This is a genomic window from Flavobacterium sp. WC2416 (assembly GCF_041200095.1).
Classification (GTDB): Bacteria; Bacteroidota; Bacteroidia; order Flavobacteriales; family Flavobacteriaceae; genus Flavobacterium.
This window is the reverse complement of the sequence record NZ_CP165626.1, coordinates 2975894-2993612: the sequence shown is the minus strand read 5'-3', so window position 1 is coordinate 2993612 and position 17719 is coordinate 2975894. Positions and strand designations below refer to the sequence as shown.

General features: G+C 34.2%; 17 protein-coding genes. 15 read left to right on the top strand and 2 right to left on the bottom strand.

What is annotated here, in order from left to right; genetic code table 11:
* Positions 1-324 precede the first annotated feature (324 nt).
* From glp to AB3G39_RS12510, 10 genes are all read left to right on the top strand, one after another.
* Positions 325-1497 carry a gephyrin-like molybdotransferase Glp gene (gene glp / locus AB3G39_RS12555; protein WP_369765387.1) on the top strand — a complete coding sequence of 391 codons (1173 nt, stop codon included), beginning with the start codon at positions 325-327 and terminating at the stop codon, positions 1495-1497.
* An 8-nt stretch (positions 1498-1505) separates the two neighbouring features.
* A complete protein-coding gene (locus AB3G39_RS12550) occupies positions 1506-2252 on the top strand; it encodes a sulfite exporter TauE/SafE family protein (protein ID WP_369765386.1) in 747 nt (248 codons plus the stop codon).
* Between the two features lie 317 nt (positions 2253-2569).
* Positions 2570-3142 (top strand): molybdenum cofactor guanylyltransferase, encoded by a 573-nt coding sequence (locus tag AB3G39_RS12545; protein WP_369765385.1) that lies wholly within the window; start codon positions 2570-2572, stop codon positions 3140-3142.
* Positions 3143-3148: 6 nt separating this feature from the next.
* Entirely contained in the window at positions 3149-3946 is a 798-nt protein-coding gene (gene cobA, locus AB3G39_RS12540; RefSeq protein ID WP_369765384.1) for a uroporphyrinogen-III C-methyltransferase, read from the top strand.
* Positions 3943-4179, top strand: coding sequence for a MoaD/ThiS family protein (locus AB3G39_RS12535; protein WP_367768849.1), 237 nt, complete (start codon positions 3943-3945; stop codon positions 4177-4179). Before cobA ends, AB3G39_RS12535 begins: the two co-directional genes overlap by 4 nt.
* Positions 4180-4251: 72 nt before the next feature.
* Entirely contained in the window at positions 4252-5331 is a 1080-nt protein-coding gene (gene moeB / locus AB3G39_RS12530; protein ID WP_369765383.1) for a molybdopterin-synthase adenylyltransferase MoeB, read from the top strand.
* An 11-nt stretch (positions 5332-5342) separates the two neighbouring features.
* A complete protein-coding gene (locus AB3G39_RS12525; RefSeq protein WP_367752298.1) occupies positions 5343-5780 on the top strand; it encodes a molybdenum cofactor biosynthesis protein MoaE in 438 nt (145 codons plus the stop codon).
* Positions 5781-5854: 74 nt separating this feature from the next.
* Entirely contained in the window at positions 5855-6772 is a 918-nt protein-coding gene (gene moaCB / locus AB3G39_RS12520; RefSeq protein WP_369765382.1) for a bifunctional molybdenum cofactor biosynthesis protein MoaC/MoaB, read from the top strand.
* Positions 6759-7766 carry a GTP 3',8-cyclase MoaA gene (gene moaA, locus AB3G39_RS12515; protein ID WP_369765381.1) on the top strand — a complete coding sequence of 336 codons (1008 nt, stop codon included), beginning with the start codon at positions 6759-6761 and terminating at the stop codon, positions 7764-7766. The genes moaCB and moaA overlap by 14 nt, the downstream gene beginning before the upstream one ends.
* Positions 7767-8172: 406 nt before the next feature.
* The gene (locus AB3G39_RS12510) at positions 8173-10017 is read left to right on the top strand and encodes a hypothetical protein (RefSeq protein WP_369765380.1); all 1845 of its coding nucleotides are present in this window, start codon (positions 8173-8175) and stop codon (positions 10015-10017) included.
* A gap of 413 nt (positions 10018-10430) precedes the next feature.
* On the opposite strand, the gene AB3G39_RS12505 is transcribed toward AB3G39_RS12510, so the two are convergent.
* Positions 10431-11432, bottom strand: coding sequence for an IS110 family transposase (locus tag AB3G39_RS12505; protein WP_369765230.1), 1002 nt, complete (start codon positions 11430-11432; stop codon positions 10431-10433).
* Between the two features lie 527 nt (positions 11433-11959).
* On the opposite strand from AB3G39_RS12505, the gene AB3G39_RS12500 reads away from it, so the two are divergent.
* The 4 genes from AB3G39_RS12500 to AB3G39_RS12485 all read left to right on the top strand — a co-directional run bounded on the left by AB3G39_RS12500 (position 11960) and on the right by AB3G39_RS12485 (position 15960).
* Positions 11960-12526 carry a transposase gene (locus tag AB3G39_RS12500; RefSeq protein WP_369765379.1) on the top strand — a complete coding sequence of 189 codons (567 nt, stop codon included), beginning with the start codon at positions 11960-11962 and terminating at the stop codon, positions 12524-12526.
* 831 nt (positions 12527-13357) lie between these two features.
* Positions 13358-13618, top strand: coding sequence for a hypothetical protein (locus AB3G39_RS12495; RefSeq protein ID WP_367768873.1), 261 nt, complete (start codon positions 13358-13360; stop codon positions 13616-13618).
* Positions 13619-13771: 153 nt separating this feature from the next.
* Positions 13772-14533, top strand: a complete 762-nt coding sequence (locus tag AB3G39_RS12490) for a DUF4382 domain-containing protein (RefSeq protein ID WP_369765378.1) — start codon at positions 13772-13774, stop codon at positions 14531-14533.
* Positions 14534-14901: 368 nt separating this feature from the next.
* A complete protein-coding gene (locus tag AB3G39_RS12485) occupies positions 14902-15960 on the top strand; it encodes a two-component regulator propeller domain-containing protein (RefSeq protein ID WP_369765377.1) in 1059 nt (352 codons plus the stop codon).
* Between the two features lie 427 nt (positions 15961-16387).
* Here the strand turns inward: AB3G39_RS12485 and AB3G39_RS12480 are convergent, their stop codons facing one another.
* Positions 16388-16816 (bottom strand): MarR family winged helix-turn-helix transcriptional regulator, encoded by a 429-nt coding sequence (locus AB3G39_RS12480; protein ID WP_367768882.1) that lies wholly within the window; start codon positions 16814-16816, stop codon positions 16388-16390.
* A gap of 83 nt (positions 16817-16899) precedes the next feature.
* Between AB3G39_RS12480 and AB3G39_RS12475 the strand changes: the two genes are divergently transcribed.
* Positions 16900-17376, top strand: a complete 477-nt coding sequence (locus tag AB3G39_RS12475) for a GNAT family N-acetyltransferase (RefSeq protein WP_367768885.1) — start codon at positions 16900-16902, stop codon at positions 17374-17376.
* Positions 17377-17719: the final 343 nt, after the last annotated feature.

Here is a 17719-nt window from a genome sequence, read left to right as displayed (position 1 = left end):
ATTGGTATTATGAGTTTTACTGCAAATTATTTGTTGGTCATTAATTTACCGCTTCTTTATATAGTTAAATGAAAAACTGTAAAAAAGGTGGCTTTTAACTTTTAGCCATGGATTCGCTAATTATTTGTTTCTAATAGTATTCATTTTTCTTTATTAAAGATTTGCCAGCATCAAGAGCACTATATTCCCTTTTTCGTAATTTAAACGATATAAATTGCTCTTAATTCATTTCGCTGTATTTAAAAGTTAATTCCTATTTTAGCTTAACAGATTTATATATATTTGTAGTAAGTATTTTTACGTAGTTTTTAAAATTTAGTTTTTATGATTCAAGTAGATCACGCCTTGTCGATTATAGCAGAGAACAGTAGTAAAATGCCTGTCAAGAAAATTAAAGTGGGTAAGTCACTAGGGTTTATTTTGGCGGAAGCCATTTATTCTCCTATAGATATGCCGCCCTTCCGACAATCGGCAATGGATGGATATGCGTTTGTACATAGTGAATTGTCGACATTTTCTGTGGTTAGTAGTTCGCAAGCAGGAGATTATTCTAATTTAAAACTAGGACTAAACGAAGCAATTAGAATATTTACGGGAGCTTATGTTCCGGATGATGCTAATACGGTGGTAATGCAAGAGCATACCACTGCAACTAAAGATTCAATCCATATTGACAAATTACCAGTTCCCTTCTCAAATGTTAGAAATAAGGGGGAACAAATAGAAAAGGGGAAATTAGTTTTAGATAAAAATACAATTATAACACCTGCTGCAATTGGTTTTTTTGCTTGCTTGGGCATTTCGGAAATCAAAGTGTATTCGAAACCAAAAATAGCGATTTTGGTCACAGGTAATGAACTGGTAAAAGTGGGTAAGAAATTACCTAAAGGAAAAATATACGAAAGTAATTCGGTGATGCTAGAAGCAGCATTAAAAGAAGTTGGAATAAAGAAAACAACCATTTTTAGAGTAAAAGACAATTTAAAGGCGACGTCAAAAATGGTCGAAAGTTGTTTGGCTCATTTTGATGTGATTCTTATTTCTGGTGGAATATCCGTTGGAGATTATGATTTTGTCAAAGAAGCTCTGTTGCAAAATGGAGTAGAGGAGTTGTTTTATAAAATAAATCAAAAACCGGGAAAACCTTTGTTTTTTGGTAAAAAAGAAGAAAAATTAGTTTTTGCCTTGCCGGGAAATCCTGCTTCTTCTTTAACTTGTTTTTATGTGTATGCGTTACCAGCGTTAAAAAAGCGTTTGGGATTCACGGATATTCATTTGCCAAAAATGAACCGAAAAATAACGACCAATTTTCAGAATAATACAGGCAAGACATTATTTTTAAAAGGATTTTATGATGATGATTGTGTGACTGTTTTAGAAAGTCAGAGTTCAGCGATGTTGAACACTTTTGCGGTTGCCAATTGTTTTATTTATGTGCCGCATACGGTGGTGGATATTCAAGAAAATCAAGAAGTACAAATTATTCCCTTTAATTAATTTAAGAAATGGATTTAATAGCAACAGATCATTTACTTTTATTTTGTATCGCTCTTGCGGTTATTGCCTTTCTATATTCTAGTGTGGGTCATGGTGGAGCATCGGGTTATTTGGCACTAATGGCTCTTTTTGCAGTACCTATTGTGGTGATGAAACCATCGGCTTTGCTGTTGAATTTATTTGTTTCTAGTATATCGTTTTTATTTTATTATAAAATGGATTTCTTTCGACCTAAACTCTTTTATCCTTTTGCGATAGCATCCGTTCCTGCCGCATTTTTGGGAGGTTATATAACATTAGACAGTGCCATTTATAAAGTGATATTGGGAGTTGTACTTGTTTTTGCTGCCTTTCGATTATTAGGGTTTTTCTCTTCGAAAGAAAAAGAACTAACTGCAATAAATATTCCATTGGCTTTGGCTTTTGGAGCCACAATCGGACTATTATCAGGAATGTTGGGGATAGGGGGCGGAATTATTTTAAGTCCGATTCTTTTATTACTAGGATGGGCAACGATAAAAGAAGCGGCAGCGATATCTAGTTTGTTCATTTTTGTAAATTCCTTGGCGGGGATTTCAGGATATGTTTTTGGAGGAAAATCGTTTCCTGTTGAAAGTTTTTACTTTGTTCCCGTAGCTATTCTTGGCGGAATCTTAGGGGCCTATTATGGAAGTGGGTATTTTTCGAATAAAACGTTGAAATATGTTTTAGGTACTGTGATTTTGTTAGCAAGTGTGAAGTTGATTTTTCCGTGAGATAATATGAAAGAAACAAGATGAAAGAAACAAGATGAAAGAGGCAAGAAACAAGAGGAAAGAGACAAGAAGAAAGAGACAAGATGAAAGAAACAAGATGAAAGAGACAAGATGAAAGAGGCAAGATGAAAGAGACAAGATGAAAGAGACAAGATGAAAGAGACAAGATGAAAGAGGCAAGATGAAAGAGACAAGAGAATAGAAGGTTTGAATATCTATAAACTATGGAATAAAGAATAAGAATAGAAATAAAAAATAGTTAAAGAGAATAAAGAATAAGAATAGAAATAAAAAAAGTTAAAGTGAATATTTAAAAAATGAAAACAATTGCGGTATCAATTCTTTGTGGTGGCAAAAGTAGCCGAATGCAGTCCGAAAAAGGATTGGCACTTTATCAAGGGATCCCTTTTATTGAGCACATTATAAAAGCGGTCTTGCCCATTGCAACCGAGATACAATTGATTACCAATACTGCTGATTATGATTATTTGGAGTATAAAAAAATAAAAGATATTGAATTGGACAAAGGGCCAATTGGCGGAATTTATTCGGCTTTGACACATTCTAGTTCCGAATTAAATTTGATAGTTAGCTGTGATGTTCCTTTAATTTCAACTGAGTTGTTACTAGAGTTGCTGGAAAAACACCAAGAGAATGCAACAGTTACAGTATTTGCCGACAGGGAGCGCATTCATCCTTTGATAGGGATTTATTGTAAAAAAGTACTACCAATTTTAAAAGACGCTATTGTCAATTCTAATTTAAGAATGATGGAAATGATACACAATGTAGACGCTCAAATTATTAAAGTGGGCGATGATAAAAGCAATCAATTTCGAAATATAAATACGATTGCCGAATTAAATGAACTGAATACCAATTTATCCTAGAGCAAAATGAAAAAAGTACATACACCAAAGTTAACCATCGTAGGGGCTGGGCCTGGAGATGTAGATTTGATTACAATAAAAGCCTTAAAAGCATTAGAAACTGCCGATGTAGTTTTGTATGATGCGCTGGTGAACGAAGAATTATTAAGTTATGCTCCGCAAGCTGAAGCTGTTTTTGTAGGCAAGCGTTTTGGTTGTCATGCGTACAGTCAAGATCAAATCAACGACCTGATTGTTGTCATGGCGAAAAAACACGGACATGTAGTGCGCTTGAAAGGGGGCGATCCATTCGTTTTTGGAAGAGGAAGTGAAGAAATAGAATACGCACAGCAATTTGGTTTAGCAACGGCTATTATACCTGGAATTTCATCCGCATTGGGTGTGCCTGCTTCTAATGGAATTAGTTTAACGCAACGTAAAGTATCCGAAAGTTTTTGGGTAATTACAGGAACAACATCCGATCATAAGTTGTCTAAGGATGTGAGCTTGGCTTCTCAATCGTCTGCTACAGTTGTTATCTTGATGGGGATGCATAAACTAAATGAAATTGTAACTTTATACCAAAAGAATAGAACCGATGATTTGCCTATTGCTATTATTCAAAACGGAACTACCGCTTCACAAAAAAAAGTAAGCGGAAAAATAAGCTCTATTTTGGAATTAGTTAAAGAACAAGAATTGGCTTCGCCAGCGATAATTATCATTGGAGAAGTGGTGGGACATACGTCAAAATTGACTTCCTTTGTTAAAGAAGAAGAGATGGAAGACGAGTTCATTTTGCAAAATTTAAATGAAATAGCATGATTACGATAAAATATTTTGGTGCCATTGCCGAGAAAGCAAAAACCGAAGGAGAAGCACTTTCTTTTTCGAATCAATCGTTGCAGGATGTAATAAACACATTAGATCAAAAACACGAATTGAGCACGCTTTCTTATAGCATTGCAGTGAACCAAAAAATAATTCAAGATACCCAATCGTATCTTTTAGAAAGCAATGATATTGTTGCTTTATTGCCTCCTTTTGCGGGTGGTTGATGAATTGATTTTAGATTTGAAAAAAAAGGAAATATCAGTACTTATTTTGATTACTGTTTTAGAGTTAGATTTATGGAAACAACACGATACAACCGACAACTCATTCTTCCTGAAGTAGGCGAAAGCGGACAGGAAAAATTACAGCAAGCCAAAGTTTTGATTATTGGACTTGGTGGTTTAGGCGCGGCAGTTTTACCGTATTTGGCCGCAGCAGGAATTGGCGAAATAGGATTGATTGATGAAGATGTAATTGAAGTAAGTAACTTGCAACGCCAAGTGATTTATAAAACCGCTTCGGTAGGAAATAGCAAAGTGGAGGAAGCAAAAAATAGGGCTTTGGAATTAAATCCAACCTTAAAAATAAATGCGATTGTAGAAAGAGTAAATGGTAAAAACGCACTTTCTTTATTCGAGCAGTATGATATTATTGTCGATGGAACGGATAATTTAAGTAGTAAATATTTAATCAATGATGCCTGTTGTGTTACTAATAAACCCTTTGTTTATGGTTCTGTTTATAAATTTGAAGGGCAGGTTTCCGTATTTAATTATCAAGATGGACCCACGTATCGTTGTGTATTTCCAGAGGAAAATGCCGCGGTGAGGAACTGTAATGAAGCCGGAGTGATGGGAATATCCGTTGGAATCATAGGAATGTTTCAAGCCAACGAGGTTTTAAAAATGGTTTTAGGAATAGGAGAGGTATTAACAGGTAAATTACTGGTTTACAATATACTTAATAGCGAGCAACAAAAATTTGAATTTTCAAAAAAACAAACTGTAAAGACTGACAAAACGACTTTCGATCATAAATACAACGTAGCAACTACTCGAAATTTTGAAATCCCTACTTCGGTAGCAATGGAGCAAATCAATCAGCCCGAAGTTGTTTTTCTAGATGTTCGTAATCTAGAAGAATCTCCAAAATTAGCACAATCCAATTGTATCCAAATTCCGTTAAGTGAACTGGAGCAGGAATTACATCAATTGAATCCCCAAAGTAAAATAATTGTTTTTTGCCAATCAGGAATTCGATCTAAAACGGCAGTAACGCTGCTAAGAAAAAATCAGTTCATTTCGGCCTTTAGTGTAATAGGCGGAATGAATGCAATGACCAAATTTGAACCTAACGAAACGCTTTTTGTTTCTTAAAATAATAGACCATGGGAAAGAAAACCGTATTTATAGAAGGCCCTATTTCGGCAGAATTTATAGGGCAATCCATAGCCAAACATCAAAGCAAGCACACGATTGGTGCACACAATATTTTTCTGGGACAAGTACGTGCAGATGTGCATGGCGATACAGCGGTAAAAGCAATCGAGTACACCGCTTATGAAGAAATGGCTAATGAAAAGCTAGACGCCATCCGCGAAAAAGCATTCGAAAAATATGATTTAATTTGTATGCATATATACCATAGTTTGGGTGTGGTGCAAGCAGGCGAAGTTTGCTTGTTTGTGTTTGTTTCGGCCACTCGCAGAAAACAAGTGTACGAAGCCACCGAATCGATTGTCAATTGGATAAAAGAAGACGTGCCCATCTTTGGCAAAGAAATATTCGAAAACGAAGCATTCACTTGGAAAACAAATACGAAGTAGTCGTTGATCGATGTTCGAAATTCGTTGACCGATGTTCGAAAAACGAATAAACCTGAAACTTTAAACAAAAAACAGTGGTAGACATTACGCATAAAATAAGTACATTACGTTCGGCAACTGCTACGGCAACGGTATTGGTGAGTCATCAAGACACCATTGATGCCATTGTAAATAACACCGTTCCCAAAGGCAATGTGCTCGAAATGGCCAAAACGGCGGGTTTATTTGCGGTAAAAAACACCCATTTATCCATACCAGATTGCCATCCGCTTCCTATTGAGTTCACTTCGGTAGAATATGAAATTAGCGGACTCACCATCGCCATTATTTTCAAAGTAAAAACCGTTTATAAAACTGGTGTTGAGGTCGAGGCCATGCATGGCGCGTCTATTGTGGCGTTGACCATGTACGATATGCTGAAACCGATCGATAAAAACATCGAAATTTCGACTATTAAACTAGTGGAGAAAAAAGGCGGAAAATCGTCTTTCAAAAATAAATTCCCCAATCCAATCAAAGCGGCGGTTTTTGTCTGTTCCGATTCTATTTTTGCAGGCCAAAAAGAAGATCGTTCTGGTAAAATTATTGTCGAAAAATTAGATTCGTATGGTATAGAAACGACTCATTACGAAATCATTCCGGATGAGATCGATTACATCCAAGAGCGCACCACACGATTTGCGCAGGACAAACACCAATTGATTATTTTCACAGGTGGAACCGGACTTTCGTCACGCGATGTCACTCCCGAGGCTTTGGAGCCCTTGCTAGAATCTCGCATTCCAGGTATCGAGGAAGCCATTCGTTCCTATGGGCAACAGCGCATGCCGTATGCTATGCTTTCGCGCTCCATGGTGGGCACGATAGGCAATACTTTGGTGCTGGCTTTACCGGGTTCTACTAATGGTGCAAGGGAATCTATGGATGCTGTTTTCCCGCATGCACTGCACGTTTTTCACGTATTAAAAGGCAACAATCATGACGCCAAATAAAAACCTCTTAACGGATGATTTTGAGCGCACCCACAACTATTTGCGTATTTCGTTGATCGAAAAATGCAACCTGCGTTGTACCTATTGCATGCCTGCCGATGGAATTGCATTGTCTCCAAAAGCGGATATAATGACCGCACAAGAGATTTATGCCATCGCCAAAACATTCGTCCATCATGGGGTGAATAAAATACGATTAACAGGTGGTGAGCCACTATTACGAAAAGATTTTCCCGAAATAATCACCCAACTCGCCACACTAGGCACCGAGATTTCGATTACCACAAATGGTATTTTGGTCGATAGACACCTAGAAGTTTTAAAGGCTAATAAAGTCACCAAAATCAATTTGAGTCTCGATACACTGGTAGCGACCAAGTTCAATGCCATCACACTGCGCAATCAGTTTCAAGGCGTGATAGACAATTTGCATCTTTTGCTCCACAACGGCTTTCAAGTCAAGGTCAATGTCGTCTTGATAAAAGGATTCAATGACAACGAAATCATCGATTTCATCCAGTTGACACAGCATTTACCGCTATCGATTCGCTTTATAGAATTCATGCCATTTGCCGGTAACGAGTGGGACAGGAGCAAGATGGTGTCACAACAAGAAATATTGGATGTGGTGCATACCGCTTTCCCGCCCGCCGATGTCGAGAAATTACAAGACGATAAAAACTTCACTTCCCGAGATTTCAAAATCAGGAATTACGCGGGCAGCTTTGGCATTATTAGTTCCATCACCAACCCTTTTTGTGATGGTTGCAACCGCATTCGATTGACCGCCAACGGTAAAATAAAAAACTGCCTGTTCTCTAACCACGAGACCGATTTACTTACCGCTTACCGCTCTGGCCAAGCCCTCGAAACCGTCATTGCCACTGCCATTCAAACCAAAATGAAAGTAAGAGCCGGCATGACCTCCATAGACGAAATAAACGATCCCACCCTGCACCAAGACAACCGTTCCATGATTAGCATAGGAGGTTAAAATTATTTATTATTATTTACAGCTCCTCCCGTCATTCGTTACAACCCATTTGGTCTCAAACCGGTTTACTAGGCGCTGGCAGGAGCTTCCTGCGGTCGCTCTGTCACCACCAGTAAAACTGGTTTTCAACCTGCATGGGGTTTTCACTGCTACCGGGGCTAGGGGATTTGTGGTTTAATTCGCGTGAATGTGGTTTCCCGTAAAGTTTATTGGTATGAAGGAATTATCTTTGAAAATGAGTGTTCTATTTATTCAGAATTTTCGGGTATTAAATGGTATATTTGAAAAAGTAGTTTATGTTGATATTTCGAAGAACTGCTTTGTTTATTGTGTTATAAGACAGTTATGGTAATTGCTTTATACTTTTTGTTAAAATGATATGTAAGATAAATTTTAAAAATAAAACATGAAATTAGAAAAGATATTAGACAAACTAGGTTCTATTGAAAAAAATTCATTTATCAAAATTATTGATAATATCATATCTAAGAAACCAAGTAATATAAAAGAAATTGAAATAATTTTAAGCTCAACAGATAAAGGTTTAAAATCGGTAGACAACCAAAACATTTCTAATATTTTTAACCTTACTTCAAATGATTTTTTAAGTCAAATTCATTGTGAATTTCAAGAAGCTACTTCTCAGCTTGATATATTAATAGATATAATAATTCGTGATGGGAATTGTATAATGAAACAAGATTGGTTTTCTAGACTTTATGAAACAGAAATAAAGAATTTAAAAAATCGAATTAAAGAACTAAATTGTGAATTAGAGAATGAAAAATCTGAATTAGGAGAAGAAAGAAAAAGAGATTACAAAATTTACAGATCTTGTTTATCCACCGCTTATAATAATGACGCAGATAATAATCGAGAAGCAAAAATCACGTCCGATGAACTATCTATAATATTAACTCTTTCCAAAGAACTAGAACTCTCACAGGAAGAAGTTAAACTAATAAATTATTCAATTTTACCAATTAAAAAAGTAGATATACATGATGTCATTAATAGTCTTAAGAACATTGGTGTAATTTTTTATTCAAAAAAAGATAATACAATTTACGTTGCGGATGAAATGGTTAGGCTTTTAAGAAAACTGCGAAATAAAGATGTCGCAGATAAATTTTACAGAAGAACTTTAAAATCATTAAAAGAACCTATTTTAAATCAAATAGCAAAAAAACATAATATTGATAGAAAATTAGATTATCCAAATAAAATAGAAGAAATAATTAATTCTGGAATATCATTTAAAAATTTACTTGCAAATGATATATACAAAGAAAATTCTACGTTAACAGAAAAGAAAAAATATCTCAATGAACTGTGCGAAAATAATTTAAATATAAACAATTTAAAAGGGAGTACATTAGAAGATAAAATCAACAGTTTAATAGAGTATTTTGAAAATGTTGAGAAAGATGAAAAGGTTGGTATTTCAATAGATGGTTTTGATAAAATGTTAACTGAACTCAATCAATCTTTACCAAAATTGAACAAACAATTAAAAGACCAATTTGAATTGCAAGATGAATTTGTGATGAAAGCTGATTTTCTTCTAGATTATAATATTAAACCAAGAGATATTCTAGATTTAATTCTAAAAGCGGATTTAACCAGCTTTATAAAAGATAATGGTATAAAACAAAGAGGAGATGATTTATTAAATATTATGGAGCATTATAAAGATGCTGAAAATTTGTATTTAGAAAATTATGAAAATGTCGCATATCGTGATTTAAACTTATTGAAAGAAAACGGAATCGCAATAAAAGAAAGTGAGTTAGGTTTGAAATTTGAAGAATTAACTAAAGTTATATTTACGGGTTTAGGTTTTAATGTAGATGAGAAATCTAAACAAAAATTGAATACTTCTAAGGATATGATTGATATTCTCTTAAATTTAGGGAACGACGAAGTTATAATTATAGAATGTAAAACAAGTAAAGAAAAGAGTTTTAATAAGTTTAGCGCAGTATCAAGACAATTAAAATCATATCAAAAATTAGCTCTTAATAATAATCTAAGAATTATAAAAATATTATTAATTGCTCCAGAATTTAGTGATGATTTTGTTATAGACTGTGAAATGGATACGGAGATGAATTTATCGCTTATTACTGCATCAACTTTGTTAAGAATATTTGAAGTATTTAAAACATCTAAGTACCCCATTTTTCCCCATGTGTTATTTAGAGATATATTAATAAATGAAGAACGCATTTTAAAAGCGTTAAATAAGTAACCCCACTGGAACTCTTTTGTCTGCGTTCTCTGGTGCTCGTCTGCGACGAGTACCTACTTAAATTGAAAGAGAAATCGTAGCGTTTGCAACGCGGCTAACTGCAGTAGAAGCTGAAATTGATTTTGATAAAAGAGTTTAACTGAATTTTAATTAAAACATTTATAAAGAAACAAATACTTTTTTTTTATAATGAAAATAATAAACTTCTAAAGACAATGATTAATGATTCGCGTTGCAAACGCTTTATATCCTCCGATTACTATGGTTTAAGCAAATAATAATTCATAAAATTTTCATTTATTTTTTGTGAATAATTCAATAACTTTGTGTTGAAAACAAACAATAAGTCTTGCGAAGGGGAAAAAGTTTTTACTACTTCTTCCCTATCAAAAGAAAAATTTATTTAATTGATCTTAAGCTATTTGTCTTTTTTCAAAGGTTCTGTTTTCCTTAATACATGCGCAAAGACGATGTATGAGTTTGTTTCTTACATTGTTAATTACGAGCATTTTGCTTTTTCCTTCTTGTACTTTTCGGCTATAATAAATTTTCAACTCTGGATCACTTGTGATTGCAGATAACGCACACATATGCAACTGTTTTTTTAATTTTTTATTTGCCATATAATGGACTTTTGGTTTTGAACGTACACTTTTTCCTGAAGTGTGTTCAAAAGGTACAACGCCTGCATAACAAGCCAATTGGCGAGGAGTGATATACATTGTAAATTCATTTGTAAAACAAATTAAGAATAAAGTTGTTACTTTTCCAACGCCTGTAACCGATGTCGATATTTTAAATATTCTAGAAAGATTTTCATCTTCGTTGATTATTTTGTCTAATTGTTTTTCTATTTTTTGCAAATCTGTTTCAATTCCTTTAATTGTACTTTTTTGGAGTTTTTCTGAGAGTTTAGCCACTTCTAAATCAAATGACTTAAGTTCTCTTACATTACGTAACAACGAAGCTTTTGTAATCACTAGCTTTTCTCTTAAAGACAATAAGTTTCTGATTTTATCAACTTCTTTTCTAGGAGCTTTGTACAGAACTGCTTCGTCAACATTCTTCATGGCATAATAAGCTATTCTTTCAGCATCAATTTTGTCGTTTTTACCTCTCTGAACACCAATACTTCGAATAATTTTCAACGACATTTCTACCCAAAGATCAAACTTAAATACCATCAAATACTTGATAAGTAACTTTCCATACATGCCAGTGTGTTCTAAACAAATCAATGTGTTTTCAAAAGTAGCATTTTGCTCTTTCAACCATTTGCGAAGTGCTTGGATTCCTTTGTAATCATTTACAAATTGATTATGGATGGTGTTTTGTTTATCTCCATTCAAAATCACAACAGCATCAAAATATTCTTTGGATACGTCAATGCCTAAAAAATGTTTAAATTTGTTCATAAGAAAATGTTTTAAAGATTAGCAACCAGTTTATTGAACACACTCATAACCTTGATAATAGGCCTAAAAACCTGAATTACTATTTGATGCTTGTTCAATACAAACTGACAAAGTCCTAATCGGGGGATAAGTCTAAAACTTTGCGGCGCGAATGGTTCACTTTGTCAGTTTGGTTGTTAATTTAAATTTAATGATTTTTCAAAGAACAAATCTAAAGGCTAGCGCGAGCGTCCCGCTCGTGCCTATAAGCTAAACGTCACTAACCCCCGCTACCGCATTCTATGATAAAAAACAACTAAAAATTTAAAAATTAACAGGCAAATATATATGTATTTATGTATGGAGTTCGTCTGTTAATTACTGCAAAAACTCTGCTAATAATTTTGCAGCGTATATTGTTTAAAACAAGCATTCCGTTTTTCCCCCGCTACCGCACGAATCCTTTCGTGTGGTACGTGAAGTTTAGCACTAACCTAAAAACTAAAACTAAACTTACTATATTTACTTAAACCTTAAAAGCAGTAACTATGAGTAGAAATTATAAATTCCATAATCCAGAGGGTTTGTATTTTATAAGTTTTGCAGTTGTAGGTTGGTTAGATGTATTTACTCGTAATGAATACAAAGATTTATTTCTTGAAAGTGTAGCATTTTGTCAAAAAAACAAAGGATTAGAAATTCATGCTTGGTGCATTATGAGTAATCATGTGCATTTAGTTTTTAGAAGTATAAACGATCAAAATCCTGAGTTATTAATTGGAGATTTAAAACGGTTTACTAGTCGTTCGATTGTAAAAAGTATACAAGAAAATCCGAGGGAGAGCAGGAAAGAATTCTTGTTGGACTTTTTTAAAAAAGAAGCAGAGAAAAGTTCCAATGTCAAACATCATCAATTCTGGCGACACGACAACAAACCAATAGAGTTGTGGAGCAATAAAGTAATTCAACAAAAGATAGATTATGTACATAATAATCCTGTAGAAGAAGGTTTAGTTTATAAGCCGGAAGACTATGTATATAGCAGTGCCATTGATTATGCAGGCGAAAAAGGACTAATTGACGATGTAGTTGTTTTTAGAATGTTTGGTATTTAATGACAACGAATCACACGAAAGGATTCGTGCGGTAGCAGAGGGAGTCATATTTGATACTTGTCATAGCACACATTTGAAGTAAAGACTTCATTTTTTTGTCCGCAAGATGATTAACTTTTGTTCGTTCCCCGCTACCGAATCCTTTCGTGTGGTACGTGAAGTTGAGCACTAAACACAATACATATTCTACATTGTGTAAATACTTTTAAAACGGAATAGCTGTATTTTAATAGTATCATCGATTTTAGAAATATAATAGGATTAGGATTGTAGTTAATCATAGTGTGATTGCTTCGTTCCTCGCAATGACAATAGTGGAATAAAGTTAGTATGAGGATTAATTGTTTAATGATATTGAACCACAGCAAGGGATTCGGTAGCGGAGACTAATTGACGATGTAGTTGTTTTTAGAATGTTTGGTATTTAAAGATAATGAACCACACGAAGGGATTTGTGCGGTAGCGGAGTAGATGTAGTTTTTTTTAGAATGTTTGTTATTTAATGATAATGAACCACACGAAAGGATTTGTGCGGTAGCGGTGATTAATTGAGTATGTAGTTGTTTTTTAGAATATTTGGTATTTAACGACAACGAACCACACGAAAGGATTGACTTCGTCGAATTTCATTTCGTGCGGTTGCGGAGGTTTTGTGGTTTATTTCAAGCGAATGTGGTTTCCCGTAAAGTTTTTATTTATCAAGTATTTATCTTTGAATATGAGTTGATTATCGAATGATTTATTCAGAATTTTAGTTGATTAAAATGGGAATATTTTCGTTAGATTAAAATAATGTAGGATGATTGGTAAATAATACTTAAACGACTTTTTATGATAAATAGCTTAGAAAGAAAGAACAGGCTATATGCCGCGGACCTCGCTAGAAAATATTTTAGTGGACAAATATCAATGCATCAGTTTTTGAACAACCTACTGGATTATCAAAATGACATTAAAATTAGATTTCTTATTGACAAGGTTGGAAAAAGACCCAAAAAAGGTTGGTTTTTTGATGTTTCTAGAGAAAGAAATACAGCTTACATTAAAGAGGTTTTTATAATTATTGAAGATTTGGAAAATAGCGATGTCTAATATTTAACGATAACAAGTCGTAAAAAGAATCACTATGAATTAATTAGATGGAAATTATACAACCTTTAGTTATTATTTTATAACAGTTTTTAAATCATTAGTAATCAACTTTGTAATGTTGTAAAAATTAAATTACAGCTTAACAATTTGATTATGAAAAAGATACTTTTAATTGCTACGTTTATTGTATTTGGAATTACAGTGAACTCTTGTAGCAGCGATTCTACTTCTGGCACTTATGCCTACAATGTTCGTATGACAGATGCTCCTGGACCTTATGAAAAGGTAAACATTGATTTAAAAGCGGTGGAAGTTACAGGAAACAATGGGCAAACGGTACTATTAAACACTACAGCTGGTATTTATAACCTTTTAGAGTTTTCGAATGGTTTGAGTACACTAATTGCTACGAGTGAATTGAGTGATGCTAATGTATCACAAATTAGGTTGATACTTGGGTCTAACAACACAGTGGTTGTGGGAGGTGTTACTTATCCTTTAGACACGCCAAGTGCGGAACAATCAGGTTTGAAATTACAAGTACACCAAACCTTGCTTGCGGATATTCAAAATGAGATCCTACTTGATTTTGATGCCAATGCTTCTATTGTAAAAACGGGAAATGGAACGTACAAACTAAAACCAGTGGTTAGAACTATAGTTACCGCTATTACTGGAAATATCAAAGGAATTATTACGCCTATTGGTACTTTGGCAGTGGCAACAGCTACCTCTGTTGATGCTGTAGAATACTCTAGTAGTGTGAATGCGTTAGGTCAGTTTCAAATATCAGGGCTTTTACCTGGAATCTACACTTTTACTATAACGCCTTTATTGCCATTACTGCCTGTAACCCAAACAAATGTGGTGGTAACAGCAGGTGTAAACACTAATGTGGGTGTGATAGCACTATAATTTATTGCTTTTTACCTTAAATTTTTATTTAAAAACCACGAGTTAGTTCTCGTGGTTTTTTTATGCCCTGAAGCGAACTATTAACTTAACCATAAGTTACAGTAGCCGCACCCAAATATAAAGTTAGAAAGTTGCCATAGTAATTTTTCGGTAGCGCAGGATTAATTGACGATGTAGTTGTTTTTAGAATATTTGGTATTTAATTTTAACGAACCACACAAAGGGATTGGTGCGGTAGCGGAAACTATGTGTTTGGTATTTAATGAAAACAAACTACACGAAACAATTCGTCCCTTTACTTTGTATTGAGTAAAATGGACTACATTTATTCAATGAAAAACAGAGGATAACTTATTCAATACTACAAAATGAAAAAACGCTTACAATTATTTGTTCTATTCTTAGTGTCAGTGTTTATAACTTCTTGTAAACAAAATCAAACAAACGTAGCTAAAGATAGTATCACGGCAGATGGCAAAGATTTTGTTACTATGTACGGGCCTACCACAATGGTTCGTAATGTAAAGCAAGATAGAAAAGGAAACATTTTGATTGCTGCATCATTAGCTGGTGTATTTCGATACGATGGAAAATCGTTTACTAATCTCACAACTAAGTTAGGTTTCCTCAGATTCTGGGATGTTCTAGAAGATCGACACGGAAACCTTTGGTTTGCTACTACTGATTCTGGTGTTTACTATTACAATGGGAAATCATTTCAACATTTTACTACCAAGGATGGACTTGTTAATAATCGGGTGATGTCTATTTATGAAGATAAAGCTGGTGTTATTTGGTTTGGGACAGGTGGTGGAGTAAGCCGTTATGATGGGAATTCTTTTCAAAATTTCACAACTAAAGAAGGGCTTTCTAGTAACGACATTACAACTATTATGGGAGATAAGACAGGGAAGTTATGGTTTGGAACCAGAGGCGAGGCCTGTTTTTATGATGGAAAAACATTTACGATTTTCAAAAACAAAGAGGGTAAAGCCTTTAACAACGTTTGGTCGATAATGGAAGATAAGCAAGGCACTATTTGGTTTGGTGGATCCATAATCGAAGATAAAAAAGGTGATACTGTGGTCGTTTCAGTTGGTCTTTGGCGCTATAACGGCAATACTTTTACTAAGGTAACAAACAGAGGTGCTTCTGCGATAATCGAAGATAGAAAAGGAAACATCTGGACTACTGGTGCAGTAAATCCAAATGGGACTGGAGGTTGGACACTTTCCCGTTATGATAAAAAGTCATTGTACAGTAAAAAGCCCACTGTAACCGAAATAATGTCAATAAGTGGAACAGGAATGCTTTGTGGCATATTGGAAGCTAATGATGGAAGTATTTGGTTTGGATCTTTTAGTGGAGTGTATAGTTATGATGGAAAGACAATTACGGACTTTAAAGAAAAGAAGAGTAAGAAATAAGGTGTATAGCTTACAATTTTAAAACGGAATAGTACTTACGGTGATGCAATTTTTGTCATAGAACGCAGTAGCGAAAACTATTTAGTTGTTTTTAGAATGTTTGGTATTTAACGACAATGAAGCACACGAAAGGATTTGTACTGTATCGCGGGTAAATACTTTTTAAACTAAATAGCTGTATTTTAATTGTATCATCGATTTTATAAATAAAATAGGATTAGGATTGTAGCTAATCATAGTGTGATTGCTTCGTTCCTCGCAATGACAATAGTGGAATAAAGTTATTATGGGGATTAATCGTTATTCCTCTTGAAGCACACGAAAGGATTTGTGCGGTAGCGGAGAATTAATATTGATTCCTTGATTTGATTGTTCTATAATAAACAACCATTTGTCACATGTATTCCAAATCTAAAATAGAAATTCACTACTGTTTTTTCAGTAATAATTGCACTCTATCTAATAGTGCGACAAGCTCTAATTGCTCTTCTTGCTTTAAATGATCGATATTTGCAATTACCATTTGGGAGGAAAGAATATCCAATTTTTGATATTCAGTTTTTCCTTTATCAGTGGGATTAATGACGTAAACTCTTTTATCAGTTAGCGATTGTTTTTTGGTAATCAACGATTTCGAAATCAACCGTTTTATAACTCTACTCAAATATCCTTCATCTAGCTTTAATTCCTTATTTATGCTTGTTGCGGTCGAATTAGGTTGAGAGGTGACTTCATTTAAAATATGCGCTTCGGTTAGGGAATAGCCAGTATTCAAAATCGTGTTTTCTAATAATCCTATCGTCCTCACGTAGTTTCTATTGAAGCTTCTAATTTGGTGTACTATTTTTTCATCCATAATTCAAATTTATAAAAAATATTTGCTTCTGGCAACTATTTTTATTTATATTTGCCTAAGGCAACTATTAAATAAGGATAATTATGACAACAGCAATTACTAATAAATTAGAAATTATAAAATTTCGAGAAGAGTTTAAAGATGCTTTTAAAGCCATCAATTACGAATGGATCGAGAAATACTTTGAAGTGACGGAACTGGACAAGCAGGCTTTTAATAACCCCACGGAAGCAATACTAGATAAAGAAGGTTTTATCTACTTGGCATTGTATGAAAACACCATAATTGGGTCGGTTGCTTTGGAGAGGATTACCCAGAAGCAATACGCACTTACTAGAATGGGGGTACAACCGGGTTTTCAAGGGATGAAAGTAGGACAATCACTAATGGATGCGGCAATTGACAAATGCAAAGAAATGGAATTGGAAAGTGTAGTTTTATATACCAATCATGTATTAATCAATGCTTTGAATTTGTATATAAAAAATGGTTTTAAATTTGTGACTTTAGATGATGTGCCTTACAAAAGAGCAAAGATAAAAATGGAATTAAAATTCTAGTGAGCGCTCAAAACAAATGTTCGTTAAAATTATAGTAAGTCTATTTTGGCTCCTTTCCCTTATTACCACACGGATTTTTTTGTGTGGTTTTTTTATATTTGATTTTGATTAATTGGAGGAAGTATTCTAGTGTGATTGCTTCGTTCCTCGCAATGACTTTTTTGGGTAGTTTTATTATGAAAATTACGCGTGTTTCCTAGCCCTGATGGTAGCGGCATCTCCCGATATAGAAAACAAGGCTTTTTAGCCGTAGTTTTTATTATTCGGGAATACAGCGAACAGCAGGAGGGGAGCTTCTTGAAAACGGCTAGCCATCTTGCTCCCAAAAGAAAAATTAGAGGGC